Genomic DNA, 24,219 nt, shown 5'->3' on the forward strand with positions numbered 1-24,219 from the left:
AGAAATTCGGTTAAATTTATACATCTATTTTAAAATTAAGCGATTAAATTTACAGGCTTATTTTGCTCCTGTGAGGTTACTGGTACACTCAAAAATGATCAAAATATATTAAAAGAGTTCGGATCATGCTTCATCTCCATTCCAAACTACCTGCACAAGGGGTCACCATTTTTAGCGTGATGACCGCCATGGCACAGCGCTTAAATGCCTTAAATCTATCGCAAGGTTTTCCAGACTTTGCTGCTCCGCCTGCACTACTTGAAGCCCTCAGCCAAGCAACTTTAGACGGATTTAATCAATATGCTTCGGGTGATGGACTCATTTCGCTCCGTGAACAATTGGCACAACAATTTTTAAAACGCGATCAACTCATCCTTGACCCCTTGACTGAAATTACCATTAGTTCTGGGGCAACCATTGCTATTTTTGCGGCCATTCAAGCACTTATTGCTACCGATGATGAAGTGATTATTTTTGATCCCAGTTATGACAGTTATGCGCCGAGTGTACAACTGGTCGGTGGAAAAGCCGTTCATATTGCCTTAAGTTCAGCAGATTTTTCGGTGGACTGGAATCAAGTGAAAGATGCCATCAATGACAAAACCCGAATGATCATTATCAATACTCCGCATAACCCAACGGGTGCAATTTGGTCACATCAAGACTGGTTAAATTTAATTGAATTGATGGGGGATAAAAACATTGTGTTGCTGTCCGATGAAGTCTATGAACATCTGATTTACGATGGTCAAAAACACTATTCAGCGCTGTCTTTTGCTGAATTGCGTGATCGCAGTATTGTGGTCGGTTCATTTGGAAAAACCTTCCATGTCACGGGATGGAAAACGGGGTATTGCATTGCGGCCCCTGAACTGACGAAAATGTTCAGACAGGTTTATCAATTTGCCAGTTTCTGCGCTGTCACGCCTGTGCAAATGGCACTAGCAACTTTTATGCAGCAACATACTGAACATATTGAAGAATTGGCAAGCTTTTATCAGCAAAAACGCGATCTGTTTAATTCAGGATTGAAAAATTCACGCTTTCAATTTACCCCATCGCAAGGCACCTATTTTCAGAACTTAAATTACAGTGCGATTCGCCCCGATTTAAATGATGTGGAGATGTGTACCTTTCTGGCCGAACAGCATGGCATTGTCGCCATTCCAATTTCGGTTTTTTATCAACAAGCGCCCGAAAATTTACGTTTAATCCGTTTTTGTTTTGCTAAAAAAGATGAAACGCTTGAACGTGCCGCTACCATTTTGTCAGCAGTTTAAATGCATTATTAGCTGATAAAATTTCGCCTTAGTTACCTAAAAGCTAAGGCTTTTTTTAACCAACTCAGGTAGTGTAAGTTTAAATCTGCAAAATGATAAAAATATATTTACAGGACGTTCAATGCCTAAAAACCAGCCGATGGTTAATCAACACAATTTATGGAAAACATTTTTTATTTTTCTCATGCCCTTGATTGCGACTAATATTCTGCAAAACCTGTCAGGGACTATTAATACCATTTTTGTCGGACAAATGATGGGGGTCAATGCGATTGCTGCCGTGGCGGTATTCTTCCCCATTTTATTTTTTCTGATGGCTTTTGTGATTGGACTTTCCGCAGGTGCAACGGTCTTGGTCGGACAAGCGTGGGGCGCACAAAATATTGAAAAAGTCCGCTGTGTCGTTGGTTCAACGCTGTTTATGACTTTAATTGGCGGCAGTGTGATTGCGTTATTAGGTGTAGTGTTTGCCAAACATATACTACTGGCTTTAGGCACAGACCCAGATGTGATGCATCTGTCCTTGCCCTATGTGCAGTGGATGCTGGCAGGAAGCCCACTGCTGTTTCTCTATATTATTTACACCTCTATTTTACGCGGTGTTGGTGACAGCACCACACCGTTGATTGTCTCAGGAATGACCATTTTAATTGGTTTATTAATTACCCCTGTGCTGATTGCAGGTTATTTTGGTTTCCCGAAAATGGGCATTATTGCCCCTGCTATTGCCACCATTGTTGGCTATTTTGCCGTATTGATTTTTTTGTTTGTGTACTTAAATAAAAAAGATCACCCACTCAAACCAGACCGTCTGCTATTGAGTCATATTCGCCATCATCCCGAACTGAGTAAAATCGTGCTGCGTTTAGGAATTCCAACAGGCATCCAAATGGTAACGACATCCGTTGCAGGTTTGGTGATTGTCGGCTTAGTCAATCATTATGGTTCAAATGCAACAGCAGCTTATGGTGCCGTCAATCAGGTGTTGAATTATATTCAATTCCCTGCCCTGTCTATTTCCATTGCGGCTTCAATTTTTGCAGCGCAAGCCATTGGCGCAGGAAAATCGGACTTACTCGCGCAAGTGACGCGTACCGCACTGAGTATGAATATTTTGGTTACGGGCACTTTGGTCACTTTAGCTTATCTATTCTCCAAATATTTAATGGCCTTGTTCATTACCGACCCTAATGTCGTGGCGCTGGGGCAACAGTTATTATTTATCGTGTTGTGGTCAATTCTATTCTTTGGTGCCAGTTCAATTTTTGCCTCAATCATGCGTGCCAGCGGGACGGTCACTGTACCCATGATCATTAACATCTTCGCTATTATTGCCATTGAAGTGCCATGTGCCTATTTATTTAGTCAATGGTGGGGATTACAAGGCATTTGGTATGCTTATGCTTTGGCATTTGTCTGCTTATGTATTCTGCAAGGTCTGTATTATCAATTGGTCTGGAAAAGAAAAACCATTCAAGCTTTGATTTAACGCCGAGATCAATCTGATTGAGATCATGTTTGAGATAACATCAGTATTTTTTATGCTGTTTGATTCTCAACAATCGCCCATTTTTGCTGTTTATTTTTAAACACCTAAAAATATTATGTATTTTATACTATTGTTTTAATTAATTTTTTTATCTGGCATAGATATTGAATATGCACTATTGAGAAAAATACAATCAATAGGATAGAACAATGTCAAAACGTCAAATTAAACTGGGTGCCTTCATTCCAACCACCTCACAACATGCCGCAGGTTGGCGTCATCCGGAGTCACGTCCGCAGGATCATTTAAGTCTAGATTATGCCATCGAACTGGCGCAAACCGCTGAAAAAGGTTTATTTGATGCCTATTTTCTAGCAGATGGTTTATCGGTGCGTTGGGGGTCTGCACAAGAAGGTGAATTGGGCTTAGGCGATAAAGGTGTCGGTTTTGAGCCAGTGACTTTATTTGCCGCACTTGCCACAGTGACTGGTTGCGCCTCTGCTTGAGTTAGGCTCATGGCTCTTGCCTCTGTAATTGTGTAATTGTGTGATTGTGTGATTGTGTGATTGTGTGATTGTGTGATTGTGTGATTGTGTGATTGTGTGATTGAAGAATCTTCTTGTAAAAAAGGTGAAATCTCTCTCATCTAAGTTTGCTCCCCCACTTTGGCAAAAGACATAAAGTTGACAATGTGCAACATGCCCAAACCTAGACCGAGCGACACACTTGCAGGCCATAACCAAAATGACTAACTTGCGATACTTAAACTCAGTAAGGCAAAACAAATCAAGGCTAAATTAAAAGGACTGAGCCCTGTAGAGTACAGAACTCAGTCCTTAAAAGCCGCTGAATCAAACCATCCAACTTTCGAAGGTCAGATCAATATTGCGGGTTTTCGAAGCGATTTTTTTATTTAAAACGCTTACTCCATGTCGTCGCCATCGCGGTTACTTTTTGATAACCGGTTGGTAAAACACGTTGAATTAAATCTAAGGTTTTTGCATCGTTACCAATCAATAAACGGCGCTTATCTTTTTGTACAGCCTCCAAAATTTGACGCGCTGCTTCTTCAGGTGGACAACGCAATAATTTATTGAAGGTCTTTGCCGATTTTTCAGGATTCATCCCGAGTGCTTTTAAGCTGTCATTCATTTTTGCGGCATTGGCAATATTGGTCCGAATGCCTCCCGGATGTACGCATAATGCGCTCACGCCACAATTTTCAATATCCAGTTCTTGACGTAATGATTCAGTAAAACCACGCACCGCAAACTTGGTCGCATTATAGGCAGACTGCGTCGGTTGCGCCGTTAAACCAAAAAGACTGGAAATATTAATCACATGCCCTTCACCCGATTTCTTGATCAGCGGTAAAAACTCTTTGGTGCCATAAACCACACCCCAAAAGTTAATATTCACAATCCACTCAAGTTCTTCATAAGAAGCCCCTTCAACGGTTGAACCCAGTGCGACCCCCGCATTGTTAAAAATCATGTTGACTGAACCATGATTCTGTACCGTATCAGCAGCCCAAAGCTTCATTGCATCACGGTCGGCAACATCTAACTTTTGCGTTGTGACACGAACATTACTTTTTTCTAGCAATTCAACGGTTTGTGCTAAACCTTGTGCATTAACATCACTCAATGACAAATGACACCCTTGTTTCGCCAAAAGAACAGCCAATTGCTGTCCAATGCCCGAACCTGCACCTGTAATTGCTGCAACTTTATTTTTAAAATTTTTCATGACTCATCCTTATTCAATTCTTTCTGCATCATCAAGCCAAACAGATTGGTTATTTTTTTACTGCAATGATGTACAGTTCATCCACCCAATATAATTTTGACAATACTCATTGTCAATATAATATTAGATCAACAACAGAATAAAGACCCTCCTTCGATTTCCAGCATAGGTCTACGCACAAATTATTGTTAACATAGGGCAAACCTTGATTGCATTTGGCACACGACTTTTATGACTGAACCACACGACCATCTCCAAGAAAAACAAAAGAAAACGTCAAAAACCAAAGAACGTCAATTTAAAGGCTTATCTTTAACTGAACGTAAACAAGCACGTCGTGAAAAACTGATTGAAGCGGGCATTGAAGCTTATGGTACACATGGTTTCTTTGCGGTTACGGTCAAAGATATTTGCAATCAAGCCAAGCTTACCGAGCGCTATTTTTATGAATCTTTTAAGAAAAGTGATGAACTTTTTCAAACTATCTTTTTAACCTTAATTGATCAATTACAACACAATGTGATGCAAGCCATCATGCAGGCATCCACCGATCCACGAAAAATGATTGAAGCAGGTTTAACCGCTTTACTCACCACATTAAGAGATAATCCACGAATGGCACGAATTATTTATATCGATGCCATGCTGGTTCAAGAACTGCATAATCAAGCCACCATTCATGAAACCATGTTACGCTTTGACCGTATGATTCAGGCCTTTGTCATGCTGATGATGCCGCATATTGATCGCTCAGAACGTGAAATTTCCTTCGTTGCTACGGGGCTGAATGGTTATGTGACTCAAATTGCGATTCGTTGGGTGGTCAGCGGCTTTAAACAATCGCTGGAAGATGTTTTATCATCGTGTAGTATCGTTTTTTTATCATTGCTGAATACTTTTTCAGAAAAAGGAAAAATATTAAAAAAAGAAAACCCATGATCATGAGCATATCAAAAAATATTCAAAGCTTTGAATTTGTTATATTTATATGACTGATTTATTTTAAAATCTTGATTTTATCAGATAAAAATTGTCACATTTATTTGCTAAAATGGGCAGAGTGCCCTTTTCTGCAATGATACTGTCATAATTAATCTTTGTAATAAGCCTGTCATAAATACAAAACGGTTCACCGTTAACATCAAATAGGATATTGCGTTGTGAAAGATGACTATATTTTAATCGTCGATGACGAACTTCCCATTCGAGAGATGATTCATACCTCTTTAGACATGGCAGGCTTTCAATGCTTACAAGCAGAAGATGCGAAACAAGCGCACCAAATGATTGTGGATCAACGTCCTGCACTTATTTTACTCGATTGGATGCTACCGGGTGGGATCAGTGGCGTTGACTTGTGTCGCCGCTTAAAACGTGACGAGACACTGACCGAAATTCCAGTGATTATGCTGACCGCACGCGGTGAAGAAGACCATAAAGTTCAAGGTCTCGATGCAGGTGCAGATGACTATATGACCAAGCCTTTTTCTACCCGAGAATTGGTTTCGCGTATTAAAGCGGTGTTACGTCGTGCCAATGCGCTAAGTGGCGAAAAAACCATTGATGCCAATGGTTTAATCCTTGACCCAGTGAGCCAACGTGTTAGTTTTGGTCAGAACATTTTAGAGATGGGTCCTACCGAGTATCGTTTATTGGCCTTCTTTATGACCCACCCAGAACGTGCGTATACACGCGCTCAATTGCTGGATCAAGTTTGGGGTGGTAACGTATATATTGAAGACCGTACCATTGACGTGCATATTCGACGTTTACGCAAAGTGCTCGAACCATATGCTGTAGACCGCTTTGTCCAAACGGTTCGTGGCACAGGTTATCGTTTTTCTACCCGCGCGGATATCGCTTTAGGTTAGCCGTTTTTTAGGTAAATTGTGTTTTATGTATGAACCGTACCCTGTCCCAGAATTGACACGAGAACATCAAAAATTTCGCTACAGCAGCTTATGGACTTTTGCGAAGCAAGATTTACGTCTACTCGCCTTTCTCCTGCTGATTGCCAGTTTTATTGGCATCGGGATTGGGTATTTTTGGATTTTAATTTTTATCGCTTTTAGCATCTTTTTTGTCCTGCAATTACGTTCATTGTATTTGGTCAATGAATGGATTTCTAATCGTCCTTATGATGTACCGCCTAATTTAGACGGCATTTGGGGTGCATTACTATTTAATGTTTATCGTGCACAGCGCCAAGAACGTATTGTACAAGCAGAAATGGTCGGCTTAATTGATCGTGCTCAATCCTCACTGGTGGCATTAGCAGAAGCCGTGGTGTTAATTGACGAATCACACCAAATTGAATGGTGGAATCCAGCAGCAGAAAAATTGCTGGGGATTCAACCTCTAGACCGTAGGCGTAATATTTTAACGATTCTACGTCAGCCTAATTTTATTGAATATTTTAATCATATTGACCAAGCACCTGACGGCTTAAAAATGAAATCTTCAGCTTTTGAAGATCATTATGTGCAAGTTAAAATGACCCGTTTTGGTGGAGAAAGTCGCTTATTGGTGGCATATGACGTGACGCGTATGCATAACCTAGAACAAATGCGTAAGGACTTTGTCGATAATATTTCCCATGAATTACGCACGCCACTGACTGTACTGAGTGGTTATATTGAAACTTTTACCGATCAAGAAGATTTAAACCCGCGCTGGAAACGTGCCTTTGACCAAATGCAGGCACAAACCAAACGGATGAATGCCTTGGTCAATGACTTACTGTTGCTTTCACGTTTAGAAAGCAACAAACAAATTGCCAAAAATCAGATTATTGAAATGCCCAGTCTGATGAATCAATTATTTGATGATGCGCAAGCCTATAACGTTGATTATGGGCATACACTGAACCTCGAAATTGATAGTCATTGTGACCTGATTGGTTCGGATATGGAACTTGCCAGTGCGTTTAGCAACCTCATTACCAATGCCATTAAATACACCCCCAAAGGGGGCACTATTACCATGGGCTGGCACGATGACGGAGTACAAGGGTATTTTACCGTTGAAGATACTGGCATTGGCATTGACCCCAAACATTTACCCCGTTTAACCGAACGTTTCTATCGTGTCGATAGCGCACGTAGCCGTCAAACTGGGGGAACAGGTTTAGGTCTAGCAATTGTCAAGCATGTGCTCATGCAACACGGCGCACACTTAGAAATTGAATCGAAAGAAAATCAAGGTTCAACCTTTAAAGTGGTGTTCCCGAAAGAACGTCTCTACCATATGAGCTAACGATATCAGCACTTTATAGTGCCTGTTTTTTAAACTTAGTATCAATAATAGACTTCTTTTACAAGTCGTTTCTTGATCAAAATGAGTAGTTCGTAAAGCCAAAATTTAAAACAAATTTTAACAGGTATTGAATTCATGAGTGTGGCATGGATGCCACACGTTTCCCATCCTTGCGCTGCATTTTAAAGCAGTGCTTAAAACTGGCTCAGGATGTCGTGTATGGGAAACAAAAGGTTTTTCTTGCGTAGCAGTGCTCCTCATTTTGACCTTTCAAAAGTAGAAATACTGCCTACGCAAAGGCATAAAAATTGAATTCATCAAGTGAGGTAGTGCTGATTTTAAAAAATCAAATATTGAACATTTTTTGATTTATACAAACTATCTAATTTAAGCTAAATTTTGCTCTTTCAAGCGTGCACGTTGAAACGCTGGACGTTGCGCAATACGTTGTAGATATGCCTTGATATTTGGATAAGAACCCGTTGTTCTGGATTGAATCGCTTCTAATGGAAACCACATTTGAACATCTGCAAAAGAAAATGTACCAGCAAAATATTCATGCTTGGATAAATAATCTTCCAAATATTCAATATGATCTTTTAAACGAGGACGAATAAATCCAGTCTTGACCCCGACTGTTATTTTTTCTGCAATCGGCTTAATCAACCACGGCACATGTTTGGGTACATTATTCATCACCAGCTGCATCACCAATAAAGGCATTAACGAACCTTCCGCATAATGCATCCAATAACGATACTGCTGCTGTTCTGCTTTATGCTGCGGTTTAAACTGCTGGTGCACATCATAGCTTTCTTGCAAATACTGTAAAATAACCGCAGATTCCGCAATGGTTTGATCATCGTCGGTTAATACTGGTGCTTTCGCCAAAGGATGCACCAATTTTAATTCAGGGGGTGCAGCAAAAGTCGGTAAGCGCTGATAAAACTGCACTTGATAATCAAGTTCCAATTCCTCTAAAGCCCATAAAATTCGAAAAGAACGCGACTGATCTAAGTGGTGTAATGTAATCATTTTTTGACCTCTATTTTTATGCTTTGACTATACGCATCGCTCTAAAAAAATGACACCCTGCTTTACACAAAATGTCATAACTATCGGGTCATTCAACAAGTACGGTCTTTATCTCTACACTACGCAACAAGGTTTTGGTCACAGGCGTTTTACTGCTAATCTCTAAAACTTTTTGCTTCAGTTCCTCCGATAGCGGCTGTGCAAAAGATAAACGACGTTCAATCCATTCTTTGCCTTCTTTATTGGCATAAAAGTCAGCTTCAACCGAAAACTCACCCAACTCAAGCCCTTTATGGCTGGCGTACATGCTTAGCGTGATCATGGTACAAGAAATCAGGCCAGAACAAATCAAATCATAAGGTGCAGGCCCTTGATCTTGTCCACCAAAAGACTCAGGTTTATCGGTGATAAATTGGTGTGTGCCACTTCTCACCTCACCCGACCAAGGTTCAGCAAGCGTTCGTACTTCAGCATTTGCAATAATTGCCATAATCATGAATCCTCTATTTTGTTTTTATCGCGATGCACGCATTTTATCTGGGAAGGCAGGTGCTTCTAATCTTGGACCTGGATAATCCGCAATATCACCAAAGCGTTGATCTTGATTAATCCATTGATCTCGGGCAAGGCTCAGTTCTTCCGGCGTACGTCCGACAAAATTCCACCATAGCAATATCGGTGACTCAAACGGTTCGCCGCCTAACAATAAAATACGACTGCCAGCATGCAACTGAATTTCAATTTCAGCCAGACCGGGCTCTAACACCACCATATTGTCTTCAGTCAATTCATGACCATTCACCACAGCCGTCCCATCCAAAGCCATAAAACCATGTTCAAAGGTTGGATTGAGTTGAAGTCGCGTGGTGGTCGATTCTTTTGCGGTTAAATCGACACCGAGTAATTCGGTATGCACCGCAACAGGAGATTTGGTTTTTAAAAACTCACCAACCAAAATGGTGAATTCCACCTGATCTTTTTCGACTACGGGAAGTTCTGGATAATGGTCAAAACGCGGTGCCATATTTATTTTATCATCAGGCAATGCAATCCAAAGCTGAGCAGCATGCATATGGGTTTCCGTTTCTGGCGCAACTTCAGTATGTGAAATACCATAACCTGCGGTCATCAAATTGACCTGCTTCGGGCGAATCAATTGTTTGGTGCCTAAGCTATCGGTATGCATCATGGTGCCTTCAATCATCCAAGTGAAGGTTTGTAAACCCATATGCGGATGTGGGCCAACATCTAAACCATCACCTTGAGGAAAAGTGACTGGCCCTGCATGATCTAGAAAGCACCATGCGCCAATTAAGCGTTTGTGGCGACTGGGCAATGCACGTTTAATGACGGTTCCCTGCCCAATTTCTGCACTACGCAAAGGGAATTCCTGAATAAATTGATTCACGTATTTTTCACAATCGTCTGAGTTAGAAAGCTCTATATAGTTACTATTGGTCATATTCTTATCCTAAGTCTTACGGACTAAACCGTGCTTTTAATGTCTTCATCTATTCTTATCATCATATAGACTCTTACACACTCAGCCTATAAGTCAGTTAATACGCTGAATACTATGTATAGGACAATATCATTTTTGAAACTTTTCTTGATGAGCAATCCTTTGCTGATTGATCTAATTGAATATTAATCTCTTATTCATATGAATTTTATACATATAAAAAAAATTGTCACAATTGCACTAACCGTTCAGTATTTATCTTATATACAAGTTTTATTCTTCAGCATATGATTCTTTACGTACACCCCATACAGGGCTGATTTAAATGTTTAGGAGAGATCAAAAAAGCTCTCGTGACAAAAATGATAAAAATAGTCATCATTTTAAAACACCTAGAGAAAAAAAATTTAACCATGAAACTGCTTATATTTTACCTGAGCAAGTGTGTAGTGCTGAAAATCGAAAAATAATAGAACAAGCATTAGATGCTCCAATCACGCGTATTCCAATACAATTTCAGCAATATTACTTAAACTATCAAAATAAACACCAACGACAATTTTTAAAATACGTTAATTACATTGGTCAACTTACATTTTTAATCTATTTTTTTGTAGATTGGTTCTTATTACCTGAAATCGTTATGATTTCTGCTATAGCGCGGCTCAGTTTGGTACTAGGCGCAATACTCATCAATATCTTCTTCTTCCGTTACTGTAAAAATATTAATATTTTAGACAGTTTACTGCCTATTTATGTCGCAATAGCCGCGGTCGTCTGGTTAGGACTGTTGTATTTATCACAGAGTCCACTCGTTCACACCTATATCTATGCTTCTGTTATTTTTATTTTATTGGGCAATTTATGCATACAGGTCTCCTTTCGATATTCCATATTTACCTCTTTACTCACTAGTGGAATTATTTTAGGAGGAGTATTTAACTTAGTCAGTTTTCAGGAAGCTATCCTATTTTCATTCACATATACCCCTGTTTTATTACTCAGCATGTATATCAGTTGGAATAATACTTTAAATTCAAAACGGAATTTTTTACGGGTTTTATTAAATGATTGGAATTATTACGCTTTATGTCAACTTGCTCATACAGATGAACTAACCCAACTCAATAATCGTAGACAATTTATGCAGATGGCTGAAAAGACCATTCAGAAATGGCCAAAATATAATTTAGCCTGCTTACTGATGTTTGATATCGATTTTTTCAAAAAAATTAATGATACCTACGGACATGATGTCGGGGATGAGGTTCTTCGTATACTTGCTGAGATTTCTCGCCAAGAAATGCGCTACACCGATGTACTCGCTCGTTTTGGAGGCGAAGAATTTATTGCCTTATTGCCCAACACCACACTGGATGAAGCAATTATTATTGCCAATCGCTTATGCCAGAAAATTGAAAACCATCAAATTTGTATTCAAAATAAATTGTTTTTCAACTTTACCGTGTCCATTGGTATCTCTCAACTGCAACCACAGCAAAACGATTTAAATTTACTGATTAAAAATGCAGATATTGCACTCTATGAAGCCAAGAAAAATGGACGTAATCAAGTCGCCATTTATACGTATAAATAACTATAAATTTTCTTCATCGAAACGATTTTAAAAAATATTCTTACGCTTAGTACATCAAATTTAGTTCTTCTTCACTTAATCCTAATTATTGAGCAAAGCAATTGACAGCATTTAAAGTTTTGATAGCAACATTTTCTCTGCCAATAATTTCATGAATAAGAGCCTTCACGGATCATAAAATAAAAAAATTTCTCTTTAACGATTTAATTTTAAATAAAAAGAGCGCCTAAGCGCTCTTTTTGAAGTAATTTTTTACTCACTGCCGCAGGCATAGCCTTTGCCGTAATTTAGGCAAGAAGCGTTGCTTCTTGAAATCCCTAAATTATTCCCACTCAATCGTTGCTGGTGGTTTAGACGATACGTCATAAACAACTCGTGAAACATCAGCAATTTCATTCATGATACGTGTTGAAATCTTATCAACCAAATCATAAGGAAGATGTGCAAAACGCGCTGTCATAAAGTCAACCGTTTCAACTGCACGAAGCGCAATCACCCATGCATAACGACGACCGTCACCTACAACACCAACTGATTTAACTGGTTGGAATACCGCAAATGCTTGCGCAGTTTTATCATACCAACCGCTGGCACGAAGCTCTTGCATGAAAATATCATCTGCAAGACGTAAAATGTCAGCATATTCTTTTTTCACTTCACCCAAAATACGCACGCCCAAACCAGGACCTGGGAATGGATGACGATATAGCATTTCAAACGGTAAACCTAAAGTAGTCCCTAAACGACGTACTTCATCTTTAAACAAGTCACGAATTGGCTCAACCAATTCAAAGGCTAAATCTTCTGGCAAACCACCCACGTTATGGTGTGATTTAATCACATGTGCTTTACCATTTTTAGTTGCCGCAGATTCAATCACGTCAGGGTAAATTGTCCCTTGTGCAAGGAAGTTTACGCCATCAAGCTTACGTGCTTCTTCAGCAAATACGCCAATGAATTCACGACCAATGATTTTACGTTTTTTCTCTGGATCAACTTCACCTTTCAGTGCAGTTAGGAAACGCTCTTCAGCATCGGCACGAATCACACGGATACCCATGTTTTTTGCAAACATGTCCATCACTTGCTCGCCTTCGTTCAAACGAAGTAAACCGTTATCTACAAATACGCAAGTCAGCTGATCGCCAATCGCACGGTGTAAAAGTGCCGCAACAACCGATGAATCAACACCACCTGAAAGACCTAAAAGAACTTTTTGATCGCCAATTTGTTGACGTAATTGTTCAACGCGGAGGTCAATGATGTTTTCAGAATTCCAAAGATTACGACATCCACAAATGCTGTGCACAAAGTTAGACAGTAACTCAGCACCTTTTGCAGTATGGGTCACTTCTGGGTGGAACTGCACACCGTAGAAACGACGCTTTTCATCGCTTACCGCTGCAAATGGACAGCTTGGCGTGCTTGCAGTGACTGAGAAACCTTCAGGGATCGCAGAAACTTTATCGCCATGGCTCATCCAAACATTGAGTTTGTTGTCGCCACTTTCAGAATCAGCATCGTTTAAATCACCAAGAAGCTGATCACGAACCAATACATCTACAGCTGCATAACCAAACTCATGAACTGTACCTGGCTCTACTTTACCGCCAAGCTGCTCTGACATGGTTTGTAAACCATAGCAAATCCCTAATACAGGTACACCTAAGTTGAACACAACTTCTGGCGCACGTGGACTACCTTCTTCATGCACACTTTCAGGCCCACCAGACAAGATGATACCGTTCGGATTAAACGCACGAATGTCTTCTTCAGACATGTCATAGGCATACATTTCAGAATAAACACCAGCTTCACGTACACGACGTGCAATAAGCTGACTATATTGAGAACCGAAATCCAAAATCAGGATACGATCTTCAGTAATTTGGGTATTGGTAGTCATGGATAAACCACTATGCAGGCAAACGAATATAAGCGCGACATTCTATCATTTTTATCTGCTAGACGCACACCATTCATCCAAGGCACACATTCAATTGATTGCATTATATTTCAGCACTAAAAAAGCACCCTTTTTCGGGTGCTCTATAGCAATCAATCCATCACTTTTTCTATTTTAACCACTTCAATATCGGTTGGTTTATAACGATGCTTATCCACTTCACCAATGGCTATAATTTTGTCACCCACCTGAACACCTGCCGATTTCCAAAGATCATCATCGATTTCAAGTAAAATTAAACCTGTGCCATCATTAAACTCATAATGTTCTTGGTTTAAATGCTTCACCAAAATACCCGTTAAAGTGACAGCAGTTTCGTCTTTTAAATTTTTAACCTCTGCCACTTTCACCTGATTGCTTGCAGCTTCTCGAATAATAATATGATCGTCCTTACCCGCCCAAGTATTTACCGTTGTAAAAATAGAACTAGTGAATAGAATAACCATCAAAATCTTATGCATATTTATTTTCCTATTCTAAAGTGCGCTAAAATTTTATCTAAACAAAATTTGAACCCTCTGTACGCTGACTTTTTGTAATTTCAAGGCCATTGAAGCCAGATAAAATCACCCTTTATAACGCTAAAAATCAATCTATTATTTTTCAATATGATGATCTAGGCTGAATTTACCCGCACCGTGTAACATCAAGAACAATAGCCCACCCGTCATGGCCATATTTTTCATAAAATTAATTGCATCTTCTGCACCATTATGGAAAAGGAAAGCCGTGATCAAACTAAATACCGCTAAGCCCAATGCAGCAAAGCGTGCTTGAAAACCCAATAACAACGCCAAACCACCTCCAAACTCAACCAAAATGGTTAAAGGTAGCATGACTCCGGGTACACCCATCGACTCCATATAGCCAACAGTTGCACTATAAGCCGTGATTTTCCCCCAGCCTGCAATAATAAAAATATAAGCCATCAGAACACGCGCAATGAGACTGATCAAAGCATCGGCCTGTGGGCCTTGTAGCAGATTTTTTAGTACAACATTCGGATTTAACATGAGGTGACCTATTCAATATTTTTGTGATGATGGATTGATACTAGGCTGTTTTTTTTGCTGAATAAAGCAGCTATTTGTAGATACATCGTTGCAAATATAGAATGATTAAACTGGAATTTATTTACGTTTTTATACTGACTTTCATACCTTAGACTGCTAGGATTTCAGCACATTTTCGCTGTCTGTGACCCCATGGAACTGATTGATTTTATATTACATGTTGATGACCATTTACTCGAATTTATCACCAATTATGGCATCTGGATTTATGCCATTCTGTTCTTAATTATTTTTGTAGAAACGGGTTTAGTGGTGATGCCATTTTTACCGGGTGATAGCTTATTGTTTGCCGCAGGTGCGCTAGCTGCCTCAACGGGCGTGATGGATCCCTTTGTTTTGGTGGTGCTATTGTTTATTGCGGCCGTACTCGGTGACACACTGAATTATCATATTGGTAAATTTATCGGGCCACGTGTATTTGAAATGGAATCACGTTTTATTAATAAAAAGCATTTACATTACACGCAAAAGTTCTTTGAGAAACATGGTGGCAAGACCATTATTTTTGCACGCTTTGTTCCTTTCGCTCGCACTTTCGCTCCATTCGTGGCGGGTGCAGGCAATATGAATTACAAATTTTTTCTTAGTTTTAATGTGATTGGTGCAATCTGCTGGGTTGGTTCATTTATTACATTGGGCTATTTATTTGGCAATATGCCGATTGTCAAAGACAATTTTACCCATCTTATTTTTGGCATTATTATTATTAGTGTACTTCCCGGTATTATTGGTTTCATTCGTCAAAAGCTGAAAAAGAGCCATTAAATACGCGTGTGATAAAAGGTGTAAGTGTTAAAAAAACCGCATCACCACGGGTAACATACACAGCAGCAATAACATGGCCGATCCTTTATATAAAAGATCGGCTTTTTTTTGCTTTGATTGACCTGCCAAAATCGCACGTCCAAAAGACATCCAAAACATCACCGTTGGTAAAAGTACCAAAGCAAACACAGCAAAAACTAAAATAAAATTGCTCGGATTCTGCCAAGTTTCAGGCGGCAATACGCCCGCAGCAAACAATAAAGCTTTTGGATTTTTTAAGGTCGAAAAGAACAGTTGGCGAGGTCGAATAGATGGATAGCGTTGACTATGCTGTTCCAAATGGGATGATTTCCATAAATGAAAAGCCAACCAAAAAACATACAGGGCACTGAGTAAATGTAATAAGTTGATTAAATGTGGCCACGTTGGGCTACATAAATGGATAAATAATGCCCACAAATTAATGGCATAAAAATAACCCAATAGCTCTGCTGGAATAAAAAGACTGGTTTTTGCCACCCCTTTTTGATGTGCCGAGCTTGCAAGTAATGCATTGGTCGGACCGGGAATCATCAGAACCGCAATCACTGCCAATACAAAAAGCCAACTCTCAATCATACAGACCTAACATCACCATTAAACAGTGACACACCTTATATGAAAGTCATAAAAAGTGACAAGTCTTTCGATCAAAAAATATGACTTCAAGCGTTTAAATACCATCTTGTAAATAATTAAACATATGATATTTATTATATTTTATTGAAACATTTTGCTAATATTTTATCACACTGTTGTTTCTCAAAGCGCAACAACAGTGTGCTTATTCCGATCATTATTGTGCTTTATTACGAATAATAATGGGACAATTTTTGAATTTTGCCGCTTGAACCACCGCTTCTTGCTCACCTAAAAGACGTGCTAGTTCAGTATTTTTCGTATTAGAAGACTGCCCCATGTTCACTGAAACACTTGGACCAATGCCCCAACCGCCACGACTGCCCCAGCCCCCACCCAATCCAACACCGACACCTACGCCAGTACGCTTAGCAGGTTGCACACCATTATCGACATATTGCTGAATACGGTTATATTCGCTTTGTAATTGTTGACAGTTCAAAGCTTGATACTGCGTGGGTGATATATAAGTCGGTTTTACTGTGGTCGCACATGCACCTAATAAAACGCTACTTGCCATGAATAGGCTGACATAAATTTTTTTCATAGGAAATCTCAAATCTTATTTTGCTCAATTTCATTGAACAACGATTGATAGGCTTGCGTCAATTTATGATCAGTAGCCAAATGAATGAGAGGCTGATTTTTAAAATGAGATTCCTTCATCAAAATTGACGGCGGCAACATGCTGGCTAAAACGGGTAAACCTTCATCTTTAAGTTGTTGTACCACTTCACGTGGTAATTTTGCTTGTGCTTGAAATTGATTCACCACAATCCCTTCAATTTCCAAGCGATCATTATGATCATCTTGTGTTTCGATGACATTTTCAATTAAGGTCTGTAAAGCACGTTTTGAAAAAACATCACAATCAAAAGGAATCAATACCCGATCCGAAGCAATTAAAGCCGATAGGGTAAAAAAGTTAAATGCTGGCGGTGTATCAATATAAACACGCTCATATTCTCCCTCCAACTGCTGTAAAGCATCACGCAATTTATAAATTTTATGTTTCGATTCTAAAGCATAGGCTAGCGCACCCAAGGTTGGGCTTGCAGGAATCACATCTAAATTTTTAAAAGGAGATGAGTGCACATAACTTTGTAAACCTTTGGCACGATTTTTTAGAATAGAACCAATCGCGTTGCTCAAAAGCCCTTTGCTTTGTGTTGTGCCCAACATTTCTTCAAAATAATTTTCAATATTCGGCTCCAAAGCGGGTTTATCCGCCGAATACGTTGCATCATCACCCAATAAATATTGGCTAGAATTGGCTTGTGGATCTAGATCAATTAACAAGGTCTTAAAACCTTGATATGCACTGATTGCTGCCAGATTCACGGCAATACTAGATTTACCGACCCCACCTTTTTGATTAAAAACTACACGTGTCCGCATTAATAACCTCCATGCTTTATATTTATGTATTGTTTGCAGTTTAACCTAGACCGATTGCTGCACAAATAATAATGTCTAACAATTAGCCGAAATTAGGCTTCAACATCACCAGACCAATTATCGCAATCAATGCCACCACAGCAATGGCTAAGCCTGCACGACGTTGTAGCAATAAAATATGATCATCTTTTTTATAAGCTTTGATTAAAGATGAAAATAAGACCAGAAATAATACGACTTTGGCATAAAACCACGATTGCACCTCAAAGTTTTTAATGACTAAAGAGGTCAGACCCGTCAAAACAATTAAAGTCATTGAAAGATGTTGTAATGCCACAAAAAGTTTACGTGCTACAGGATTCGGTTGATTGCCCTGAACGCCTACAAATAAAGTAAAAGCGCGCGCAATCACCACACCAATCAGTAAGGTCACACTGATCATATGCACAATTTTAACTGTCAGCTGCATGTCCATTTTTCAATATTCCTTATTTAGATTTGGGTGCATGCGCACATTCAGGGCTAGCAGTCGCTTGACCTTGCCATTCCGAAGCAACAAAAGCATGAATCGCCAAAGCATGAATCGCTCCAGGACTGAGTAAGTCGCCTGCGGCAGCATAAATTTTTTGATGACGCTGTACCAAACGTAATCCTTCAAAAGCATCACTCACCACAACCACTTTAAAATGTGACTCTTTACCTGGGAAATAACCACCATGACCAGATGATTCATTCACCACTTCTAAATGGCTTGGTGACAAACTTTGTAATCGTTGAATTAATTGCTGTTCTAAATTCAAAATAATACTCCCAAAGGCTCTAGTTCTCGCTTCAGTATAACGTGTTCTGATTCAATCTTTTGCCTGTCGTTCCAGAATCATTCATCATTTTCCAGCTCAAATTTTTCTTACGGCTATCAACTTTGCTGATAAAACAACCCACTTTGGGGAAAATGGTTTTATTTTATGCAATTGATACAAGTTTTTTCACAAAATGATTGACCACATTTTCACATGCTGTATTATACACGGCATGCGGGAATAGCTCAGTTGGTAGAGCATAACCTTGCCAAGGTTGGGGTCGAGAGTTCGAGTCTCTTTTCCCGCTCCAAATTTTTTAGTGTAAGTTTTTATTAAAAACTGCTCAATAAGCGGGAATAGCTCAGTTGGTAGAGCATAACCTTGCCAAGGTTGGGGTCGAGAGTTCGAGTCTCTTTTCCCGCTCCAAATTCAAAAAAGCCCTAGTCGAAAGACTGGGGCTTTTTTTATGTTTAAATATATTTAAATTCAATATGTCTCATGCAGATTGATTCTTTCTTGGCGCAATATAATTTAACTTAATCCTGCTTAAGTGAACGACTCTAAAACTTCAAATTTAATGGTTTCACCTTAAAAAATTTATAAAACAAAGTCATATATACTTAAAAAGCCTGACAAACCAAGTTTTTGATTCATCAAGCCACTTTAACGAAATTAAACTACTTTATAAAATAGGTAAAATGGATGGAACCATATCCTGAATTGTTTTGCCATTACAGGTTTCGCCTAATGCAGACATTTTCCATGCACCATTGTGACGATAAACTTTAGCAATAATTAACGCGGTATAATTACCTTTTGCTGAAAGATTATATTTTGCAATTTCAACATTGGTTGTCGCATCAACTACACGGCAAAAAGCATTTTCAACTTTTTCGAAAGTTTGTCCACGGAAGCTGCTAATTGTAAATACAATTGATTTTACTTGGCTCGGAACTTGAGTCAGATCCACATGGATCGCTTCATCATCACCTGCGCCATCACCAGTACGATTGTCGCCAGAATGCTTGATACTGCCATCACGACTCTGTAATTGACCGAACCAAATGCTATCTAAAGCTTTGTTGTTCTCATCAAAAACGATTGCAGAGGCATCGAGATCAATCGAATCCCCGCCACCACCGAACATACCCAGTAAACCGCCTTTTTTTGCGACATCCCAACCTGCGCCAAGAAATATTTTAGTTAAAGATGAACCATCACCTTTCTCTAAAGAAATTTTTTGACCTTTAACTAAACTAATGCCCATTGATAATTCACCTCAGTTTGAATTTGAATGACCACGACCTAAAGCCGTAGCTAACCACTGTAAATAACTCGCACGATTACGTGAACACACAATTACTTTGCCATGTCCACGAAACTTAATCACTAAACCTTCACCACTCGTAAAGCTATTGACGATATTGCCAACAAAGCCACCACTGCCCGAACTTGGAATGCCAATATTATAATTTAACGATGCATCCCAAGCGGTAACATGACCATTGTCGATGGTGACTTCACCTTGCTCTGGTGTAATATCCAGCTCGAGTAAGGTTCCACTACCAGAAATACAGACTTTACCCTGCCCACTGGTTTCCATGACCACAAAACCGCCCGTGCCCCCAAACAATGCACCACCTATATTACTTTGCACTTTTGCTTTGATCATGGTGTGTTCGGTTGCTGCAACAAAAGAGCCATCAGATAAAATATACTGTCGTTGACCCACATCAAGAATCTGCATATCACCATCCAAATTTGGTGATAACAAACACTCTCCAGCCCCCTTAACGGCTTTAATTTGCTGTTGAAACAAAGACTCTCCAGAGGTAAATTTACGCATAAATGCTTGGAAAATTCCGCCACGTAATTTACCGCCAACTTCAAGATTCTGTTCAACCATAACCATGGCATCAGATTCACAATAAATTGCTTCACCTTGCTTCATACTGACATGTAAAAAAGGTTCTGGACTGCCAACAAGATTAAATTCTGCCATTATATTTACCTATCCACTCACGATATTTTTATTTTTTGCTTCTGTTAACCATATCGGAAATTCCTGAAGTAAAAAATCGTATAACATTGATTCAGAAATACTTTTAATATTATCTATTTTAAAGAAATTACAATTATCTACCACTCTGCCTTCCATGGTATCTAATTTTTCTAACACGCCGTAATTTCGCCCCCCAATCCCTACAAATTGCCAAAATATAGGTTGTGATGATGCCTCTTGTAAAATTTTCTTAATTTTTCTAGCTTCAGAAACACCACCATCAGAAATAAAAACAATATATACAGGTAAGTTTGATGAACTGTCTTTATTAAAATAAGCCAATACTTCTTCAAGAACGGCAGGCTCATTATTATAGCCAGCTCCCGCATTCCATTTTTTATAGCCTCCTTGTTCTGAAGCGATATAGTTATTTAAATTATCAAGACGCACATCATTTAAACGAAGTGCTTTTTCTGCAAATGCCCAGCACTCAAAACTCCCATCATCATCAAAATTCAAAGCCAAAGGCATAATTCGATCTAGCACTTGTTGTACATCACCCGATTTATATTGTTGGTTCATTGAACCTGAATAATCGAGAACCAAAGCAACACGCGCTTTGATGCCCAACAGATTGTTTTTTTCTAAACTCATCAATGATTTTTTAGTGAGATCTAATAGATGTGGCGCCGCATTTTCAATTTTAGCTAAAATCACTTTTTTCTTTAAATCAAGTTTAGCAGCGGGATGGATAGGAGAAGAGATCTCTTCAGCAACCTCCCCTCCAAAATAAGCAACTAAAGCCTTTAATCCGCCATTAAAACCTTGTCCAATAGCAGCCATTCGCCACAGATCATTTTTAAAGTAAATTTCAGTCAGCATGACCGCTTTTTCTTGGCTAAAATTTGATGGATTTAATTGGTAATTGGCCAAAACTTCGCCTTGATGATTCACAAGAGAAATTTGACCACTTTGAATATTTTGCATCATGGCTTGATCATTCGCCACTGTTGCACAAATCACAAATCGTGGGGTCTGTGCTACGTTGATTTTACTTAAATCAAAAGTAAATAAATTGGCGTTTTCTTGCTGATGATATTGCACTTCACCGCAAGGTGTCTGAGGTTGATTATAAAAGGTCATATAATCATCATTGAAAAGTTTATCGTTTTGTCCCACAGCAAAACTTGATATATCGACATCAAATGGTGCGTTAAAGTGCACACGTAAAGTAAATTTCGTATCATTTTGAATCAGTTGATTTAGCGCTATTTTTTGTCCAGAAACTAACTGCATTTTGATTCTCTAATTTAGTACTTGAAAATAATTCAATATAAATAGATCTATATCAATTACTTTCAAGTACTAAAAGATGACTCTTTTAGTACTTAACTTATTTACTTAAACTGCAACACCATAACTTGCTGCTAAAGCGCCAAGACCACCATTAAAGCCTTGACCGACTGCTTTGAATTTCCATTCACCATTGTGACGATATAATTCACCAAAAATCATCGCAACTTCAGTGCTACCATCTTCAGATAAATCAAAACGAGCCAATTCTTCTGCATTCGCATCTTGGTTAATCACACGGATATAGGCTTTATCAACCATACCGAAGTTTTGACCATTTTGCTGTCCTTCATGAATTGTCACAGCAAAAACAATTTTTACAACTTCTTGAGGAACCTTAGAAAGGTCGACAGAAATTGTTTCATCATCGCCCTCACCATCGCCAGTACGGTTATCGCCTTTATGGTTAACCGATCCACATGGTGATGTTTTTTGATTGAAGAAAATAAATTCACCATCTAAACGAACTTTACCGTCCTCACCCGTTAAGAATGCGACAGCATCTAGATCGAATGCTTTACCATCAGTTGCGCGTGGATTCCAACCTAAACCCAAGTCGACTTTATTCATTGTCGGAGCAGTTTTGGAAAGATTGATATTTCCGCCTTTTGATAAATTAATAGCCATTTTTGTTTCCTTAACTTTCGTTTATGAAGATTGTTGCTTTTTACTATATGAAATTGAAGAGATGACCGCCCAAACAATAAAGGCAACACCCACCAATCCTGTAATAACCTCTGGAATATGTAATCCTGTGCCGCTCGCCAGCATAATGAACGCAAGTGCACCAATTGCATAATGTGCACCATGTTCTAAATATACATAAGCATCAAGCGTACCTTTTTCAACAAGGTAAATTGTCATTGAGCGGACAAACATCGCACCAATGGCAAGACCCAGCATAATAATTACCACATCACTGGTAATTGCAAAAGCACCGATTACACCATCGAAACTAAAAGATGCATCTAATACTTCTAAATATAAGAAACCACCAATACCACCTTTGACAATCGTGCCTGTTGCAGTTGCGCCATTTGATTGCTCAGATTCATCATCATTGCTACTGCCTTCTAATAGATGACCAATGACCTTCACCCCCACATAGACGACAATACCCCAAATTCCAGCCATCACTACCACCAAACGTGATGCATCAGGGATATAGCTTGCGAGAATAAGTAGAACCACCAATGAAATGAAGACTGAAATCGCTTGAATATTGCCTAAATCGGCTAATCTTGATTCAAGCCAATGAAACCAATGCTCATCTTTTTCATCATCAAACAAGAAGTTCAGAAATACCAACAATAAGAACATGCCACCAAATGCTGCGATTTCAGCATGATGAGCCATCAGTTTTTCTGAATAAGACTTGGGATCATTTAACGCCAATTGAGCAACTTCGATCATGCTCATATCGGCTGTGACACCCACAATAAGCAAGGGAAAAATTAGTCGCATGCCAAATACAGCAACAATAATACCCACTGTTAAAAACAGGGTGCGCCAAAATTGGTTCCAATGTTTCAACACAGAGGCATTGACGACTGCATTATCAAAGGAGAGCGATACCTCCATGACAGCTAAAATTGCAGTAATAGCCAATACTTTGAACATTGCCATTAAGCCTGCTTGGGGGCCATGGGTAAAACCCCAATATGCTGAAATGGCCAAGCAGATAATGCTAAAGATTATCGAAAAACGGAAATGTTTCATTTTTCACCTAAGAATAGCGTTTAAATACTGATGCCATATTGACGGCACATGGCACTTAAACCACCGTTATAACCTTGGCCTACAGCTCTGAACTTCCATTCACCGTTATGACGATATAACTCGCCAAAAATCATCGCTGTTTCTGTCGAGTAATCTTCATTTAAGTCAAAACGTACAATTTCAACATTCGTTTGATCATTGACGACGCGAATAAACGCATTTTGCACTTGTCCAAAATTTTGACCACGGCTTTCTGCATCATGAATGGTGACGGTAATGGCAATTTTTTGCACTTCAGTGGGCACTTTAGCCAAATCAATTTTAACGGCTTCATCATCACCATCACCTGCGCCTGTACGGTTATCGCCAGTATGTTCTACAGAACCTTCTGGAGAGCGAGTTTGGTTATAAAAAATAAAATCTGTTTCACCACGAACTTTGTCGTTTGCGGCCAATAAAAATGCCGAAGCATCCAAATCAAAATCTACGCCATCAGTAGCCCGAGCATCCCAACCCAGCCCAATCAAGACTTGGTTGAGTGATGGATCAGTTTTACTTAAAGATAGATTTCCACCTTTATTTAATGAAATAGCCATAA

The 24,219-nt window shown here is 39.2% G+C and carries 26 protein-coding genes and 2 tRNA genes; 10 read left to right on the forward strand and 18 right to left on the reverse strand.

The window, feature by feature from the left end; all coding sequences use genetic code 11:
- Positions 1-125 precede the first annotated feature (125 nt).
- The 3 genes from B9T30_RS05705 (at position 126) to B9T30_RS05715 (ending at position 3,275) form a co-directional block, all read left to right on the forward strand.
- Positions 126-1,280 carry a methionine aminotransferase gene (locus B9T30_RS05705; protein WP_086184152.1) on the forward strand — a complete coding sequence of 385 codons (1,155 nt, stop codon included), beginning with the start codon at positions 126-128 and terminating at the stop codon, positions 1,278-1,280.
- 121 nt (positions 1,281-1,401) lie between these two features.
- A complete protein-coding gene (locus B9T30_RS05710; protein ID WP_086184153.1) occupies positions 1,402-2,769 on the forward strand; it encodes an MATE family efflux transporter in 1,368 nt (455 codons plus the stop codon).
- Between the two features lie 209 nt (positions 2,770-2,978).
- Complete coding sequence (locus B9T30_RS05715) at positions 2,979-3,275, forward strand: LLM class flavin-dependent oxidoreductase (RefSeq protein ID WP_227518943.1); 297 nt, start codon at positions 2,979-2,981, stop codon at positions 3,273-3,275.
- A 403-nt stretch (positions 3,276-3,678) separates the two neighbouring features.
- Here the strand turns inward: B9T30_RS05715 and B9T30_RS05720 are convergent, their stop codons facing one another.
- On the reverse strand, positions 3,679-4,518 hold the full coding sequence (locus tag B9T30_RS05720) for an SDR family NAD(P)-dependent oxidoreductase (protein WP_086184154.1): 840 nt from the start codon (positions 4,516-4,518) through the stop codon (positions 3,679-3,681).
- 231 nt (positions 4,519-4,749) lie between these two features.
- On the opposite strand from B9T30_RS05720, the gene B9T30_RS05725 reads away from it, so the two are divergent.
- The 3 genes from B9T30_RS05725 (at position 4,750) to phoR (ending at position 7,773) form a co-directional block, all read left to right on the forward strand.
- Entirely contained in the window at positions 4,750-5,457 is a 708-nt protein-coding gene (locus B9T30_RS05725) for a TetR/AcrR family transcriptional regulator (RefSeq protein ID WP_086184155.1), read from the forward strand.
- A 221-nt stretch (positions 5,458-5,678) separates the two neighbouring features.
- Positions 5,679-6,389 carry a phosphate regulon transcriptional regulator PhoB gene (phoB, locus tag B9T30_RS05730; protein ID WP_004649592.1) on the forward strand — a complete coding sequence of 237 codons (711 nt, stop codon included), beginning with the start codon at positions 5,679-5,681 and terminating at the stop codon, positions 6,387-6,389.
- A 25-nt stretch (positions 6,390-6,414) separates the two neighbouring features.
- On the forward strand, positions 6,415-7,773 hold the full coding sequence (phoR, locus tag B9T30_RS05735) for a phosphate regulon sensor histidine kinase PhoR (protein WP_086184156.1): 1,359 nt from the start codon (positions 6,415-6,417) through the stop codon (positions 7,771-7,773).
- Positions 7,774-8,160: 387 nt separating this feature from the next.
- Here the strand turns inward: phoR and B9T30_RS05740 are convergent, their stop codons facing one another.
- The 3 genes from B9T30_RS05740 to B9T30_RS05750 form a co-directional block, all read right to left on the reverse strand.
- On the reverse strand, positions 8,161-8,808 hold the full coding sequence (locus B9T30_RS05740; RefSeq protein WP_086184157.1) for a glutathione S-transferase: 648 nt from the start codon (positions 8,806-8,808) through the stop codon (positions 8,161-8,163).
- A gap of 88 nt (positions 8,809-8,896) precedes the next feature.
- Entirely contained in the window at positions 8,897-9,298 is a 402-nt protein-coding gene (locus B9T30_RS05745) for an OsmC family protein (RefSeq protein WP_086184195.1), read from the reverse strand.
- Between the two features lie 24 nt (positions 9,299-9,322).
- Positions 9,323-10,270, reverse strand: a complete 948-nt coding sequence (locus tag B9T30_RS05750) for a pirin family protein (RefSeq protein WP_086184158.1) — start codon at positions 10,268-10,270, stop codon at positions 9,323-9,325.
- 325 nt (positions 10,271-10,595) lie between these two features.
- Between B9T30_RS05750 and B9T30_RS05755 the strand changes: the two genes are divergently transcribed.
- Entirely contained in the window at positions 10,596-11,867 is a 1,272-nt protein-coding gene (locus B9T30_RS05755; protein ID WP_086184159.1) for a GGDEF domain-containing protein, read from the forward strand.
- Between the two features lie 322 nt (positions 11,868-12,189).
- On the opposite strand, the gene guaA is transcribed toward B9T30_RS05755, so the two are convergent.
- The 3 genes from guaA to B9T30_RS05770 all read right to left on the reverse strand — a co-directional run bounded on the left by guaA (position 12,190) and on the right by B9T30_RS05770 (position 14,846).
- Complete coding sequence (guaA, locus tag B9T30_RS05760) at positions 12,190-13,773, reverse strand: glutamine-hydrolyzing GMP synthase (RefSeq protein WP_086184160.1); 1,584 nt, start codon at positions 13,771-13,773, stop codon at positions 12,190-12,192.
- A gap of 152 nt (positions 13,774-13,925) precedes the next feature.
- Positions 13,926-14,294 (reverse strand): NirD/YgiW/YdeI family stress tolerance protein, encoded by a 369-nt coding sequence (locus B9T30_RS05765; RefSeq protein WP_086184161.1) that lies wholly within the window; start codon positions 14,292-14,294, stop codon positions 13,926-13,928.
- Positions 14,295-14,429: 135 nt separating this feature from the next.
- Positions 14,430-14,846, reverse strand: a complete 417-nt coding sequence (locus B9T30_RS05770) for a DoxX family protein (protein WP_086184162.1) — start codon at positions 14,844-14,846, stop codon at positions 14,430-14,432.
- A 192-nt stretch (positions 14,847-15,038) separates the two neighbouring features.
- Between B9T30_RS05770 and B9T30_RS05775 the strand changes: the two genes are divergently transcribed.
- Complete coding sequence (locus tag B9T30_RS05775; protein ID WP_086184163.1) at positions 15,039-15,671, forward strand: DedA family protein; 633 nt, start codon at positions 15,039-15,041, stop codon at positions 15,669-15,671.
- Between the two features lie 27 nt (positions 15,672-15,698).
- Here B9T30_RS05775 and B9T30_RS05780 read toward each other — a convergent pair whose 3' ends face one another.
- From B9T30_RS05780 to B9T30_RS05800, 5 genes are all read right to left on the reverse strand, one after another.
- Positions 15,699-16,289 (reverse strand): LysE family translocator, encoded by a 591-nt coding sequence (locus B9T30_RS05780; protein ID WP_086184164.1) that lies wholly within the window; start codon positions 16,287-16,289, stop codon positions 15,699-15,701.
- 217 nt (positions 16,290-16,506) lie between these two features.
- On the reverse strand, positions 16,507-16,896 hold the full coding sequence (locus B9T30_RS05785) for a hypothetical protein (protein WP_086164890.1): 390 nt from the start codon (positions 16,894-16,896) through the stop codon (positions 16,507-16,509).
- A gap of 8 nt (positions 16,897-16,904) precedes the next feature.
- Positions 16,905-17,747: a ParA family protein gene (locus tag B9T30_RS05790; protein WP_086184165.1), complete on the reverse strand. Its 843-nt coding sequence runs from the start codon at positions 17,745-17,747 to the stop codon at positions 16,905-16,907.
- A gap of 82 nt (positions 17,748-17,829) precedes the next feature.
- On the reverse strand, positions 17,830-18,222 hold the full coding sequence (locus tag B9T30_RS05795) for a SirB2 family protein (protein WP_086164892.1): 393 nt from the start codon (positions 18,220-18,222) through the stop codon (positions 17,830-17,832).
- Positions 18,223-18,235: 13 nt separating this feature from the next.
- Positions 18,236-18,547: a BolA family protein gene (locus B9T30_RS05800; protein ID WP_086164893.1), complete on the reverse strand. Its 312-nt coding sequence runs from the start codon at positions 18,545-18,547 to the stop codon at positions 18,236-18,238.
- Between the two features lie 234 nt (positions 18,548-18,781).
- Between B9T30_RS05800 and B9T30_RS05805 the strand changes: the two genes are divergently transcribed.
- A tRNA-Gly gene (locus B9T30_RS05805) sits at positions 18,782-18,857 on the forward strand.
- 40 nt (positions 18,858-18,897) lie between these two features.
- Positions 18,898-18,973: transfer RNA gene (locus B9T30_RS05810), tRNA-Gly, on the forward strand.
- A gap of 256 nt (positions 18,974-19,229) precedes the next feature.
- Here B9T30_RS05810 and B9T30_RS05815 read toward each other — a convergent pair.
- The 6 genes from B9T30_RS05815 to B9T30_RS05840 form a co-directional block, all read right to left on the reverse strand.
- A complete protein-coding gene (locus tag B9T30_RS05815; protein ID WP_004649611.1) occupies positions 19,230-19,814 on the reverse strand; it encodes a TerD family protein in 585 nt (194 codons plus the stop codon).
- A gap of 12 nt (positions 19,815-19,826) precedes the next feature.
- Positions 19,827-20,549, reverse strand: coding sequence for a TIGR00266 family protein (locus B9T30_RS05820; RefSeq protein ID WP_086164895.1), 723 nt, complete (start codon positions 20,547-20,549; stop codon positions 19,827-19,829).
- A 9-nt stretch (positions 20,550-20,558) separates the two neighbouring features.
- Positions 20,559-21,845: a vWA domain-containing protein gene (locus B9T30_RS05825; RefSeq protein WP_086184166.1), complete on the reverse strand. Its 1,287-nt coding sequence runs from the start codon at positions 21,843-21,845 to the stop codon at positions 20,559-20,561.
- A 105-nt stretch (positions 21,846-21,950) separates the two neighbouring features.
- Positions 21,951-22,529 carry a TerD family protein gene (locus tag B9T30_RS05830; protein ID WP_086164897.1) on the reverse strand — a complete coding sequence of 193 codons (579 nt, stop codon included), beginning with the start codon at positions 22,527-22,529 and terminating at the stop codon, positions 21,951-21,953.
- Positions 22,530-22,550: 21 nt separating this feature from the next.
- Positions 22,551-23,621, reverse strand: coding sequence for a DUF475 domain-containing protein (locus tag B9T30_RS05835; RefSeq protein WP_086164898.1), 1,071 nt, complete (start codon positions 23,619-23,621; stop codon positions 22,551-22,553).
- Positions 23,622-23,641: 20 nt separating this feature from the next.
- Positions 23,642-24,217 (reverse strand): TerD family protein, encoded by a 576-nt coding sequence (locus B9T30_RS05840; RefSeq protein ID WP_086184167.1) that lies wholly within the window; start codon positions 24,215-24,217, stop codon positions 23,642-23,644.
- Positions 24,218-24,219: the final 2 nt, after the last annotated feature.

Origin of the sequence: Acinetobacter sp. ANC 4973 (assembly GCF_002135275.1) — a bacterium.
GTDB classification, from domain to species: domain Bacteria; phylum Pseudomonadota; class Gammaproteobacteria; order Pseudomonadales; family Moraxellaceae; genus Acinetobacter; species Acinetobacter kyonggiensis.

Coding starts and splice junctions, on each gene's coding strand:
- B9T30_RS05710 (WP_086184153.1), top strand. CDS start 1,402: ATGCCTAAAAACCAGCCGATGGTTAATCAACACAATTTATGGAAAACA.
- B9T30_RS05785 (WP_086164890.1), bottom strand. CDS start 16,896: ATGAAAAAAATTTATGTCAGCCTATTCATGGCAAGTAGCGTTTTATTA.
- B9T30_RS05825 (WP_086184166.1), bottom strand. CDS start 21,845: ATGCAGTTAGTTTCTGGACAAAAAATAGCGCTAAATCAACTGATTCAA.
- B9T30_RS05720 (WP_086184154.1), bottom strand. CDS start 4,518: ATGAAAAATTTTAAAAATAAAGTTGCAGCAATTACAGGTGCAGGTTCG.
- B9T30_RS05815 (WP_004649611.1), bottom strand. CDS start 19,814: ATGGGCATTAGTTTAGTTAAAGGTCAAAAAATTTCTTTAGAGAAAGGT.
- B9T30_RS05740 (WP_086184157.1), bottom strand. CDS start 8,808: ATGATTACATTACACCACTTAGATCAGTCGCGTTCTTTTCGAATTTTA.
- B9T30_RS05745 (WP_086184195.1), bottom strand. CDS start 9,298: ATGGCAATTATTGCAAATGCTGAAGTACGAACGCTTGCTGAACCTTGG.
- phoR (WP_086184156.1), top strand. CDS start 6,415: ATGTATGAACCGTACCCTGTCCCAGAATTGACACGAGAACATCAAAAA.
- B9T30_RS05835 (WP_086164898.1), bottom strand. CDS start 23,621: ATGAAACATTTCCGTTTTTCGATAATCTTTAGCATTATCTGCTTGGCC.
- B9T30_RS05725 (WP_086184155.1), top strand. CDS start 4,750: ATGACTGAACCACACGACCATCTCCAAGAAAAACAAAAGAAAACGTCA.
- B9T30_RS05820 (WP_086164895.1), bottom strand. CDS start 20,549: ATGGCAGAATTTAATCTTGTTGGCAGTCCAGAACCTTTTTTACATGTC.
- B9T30_RS05790 (WP_086184165.1), bottom strand. CDS start 17,747: ATGCGGACACGTGTAGTTTTTAATCAAAAAGGTGGGGTCGGTAAATCT.
- guaA (WP_086184160.1), bottom strand. CDS start 13,773: ATGACTACCAATACCCAAATTACTGAAGATCGTATCCTGATTTTGGAT.
- B9T30_RS05780 (WP_086184164.1), bottom strand. CDS start 16,289: ATGATTGAGAGTTGGCTTTTTGTATTGGCAGTGATTGCGGTTCTGATG.
- B9T30_RS05775 (WP_086184163.1), top strand. CDS start 15,039: ATGGAACTGATTGATTTTATATTACATGTTGATGACCATTTACTCGAA.
- B9T30_RS05755 (WP_086184159.1), top strand. CDS start 10,596: ATGTTTAGGAGAGATCAAAAAAGCTCTCGTGACAAAAATGATAAAAAT.
- B9T30_RS05765 (WP_086184161.1), bottom strand. CDS start 14,294: ATGCATAAGATTTTGATGGTTATTCTATTCACTAGTTCTATTTTTACA.
- B9T30_RS05715 (WP_227518943.1), top strand. CDS start 2,979: ATGTCAAAACGTCAAATTAAACTGGGTGCCTTCATTCCAACCACCTCA.
- B9T30_RS05705 (WP_086184152.1), top strand. CDS start 126: ATGCTTCATCTCCATTCCAAACTACCTGCACAAGGGGTCACCATTTTT.
- B9T30_RS05795 (WP_086164892.1), bottom strand. CDS start 18,222: ATGGACATGCAGCTGACAGTTAAAATTGTGCATATGATCAGTGTGACC.
- B9T30_RS05830 (WP_086164897.1), bottom strand. CDS start 22,529: ATGGCTATTAATTTATCAAAAGGCGGAAATATCAATCTTTCCAAAACT.
- B9T30_RS05840 (WP_086184167.1), bottom strand. CDS start 24,217: ATGGCTATTTCATTAAATAAAGGTGGAAATCTATCTTTAAGTAAAACT.
- B9T30_RS05770 (WP_086184162.1), bottom strand. CDS start 14,846: ATGTTAAATCCGAATGTTGTACTAAAAAATCTGCTACAAGGCCCACAG.
- B9T30_RS05750 (WP_086184158.1), bottom strand. CDS start 10,270: ATGACCAATAGTAACTATATAGAGCTTTCTAACTCAGACGATTGTGAA.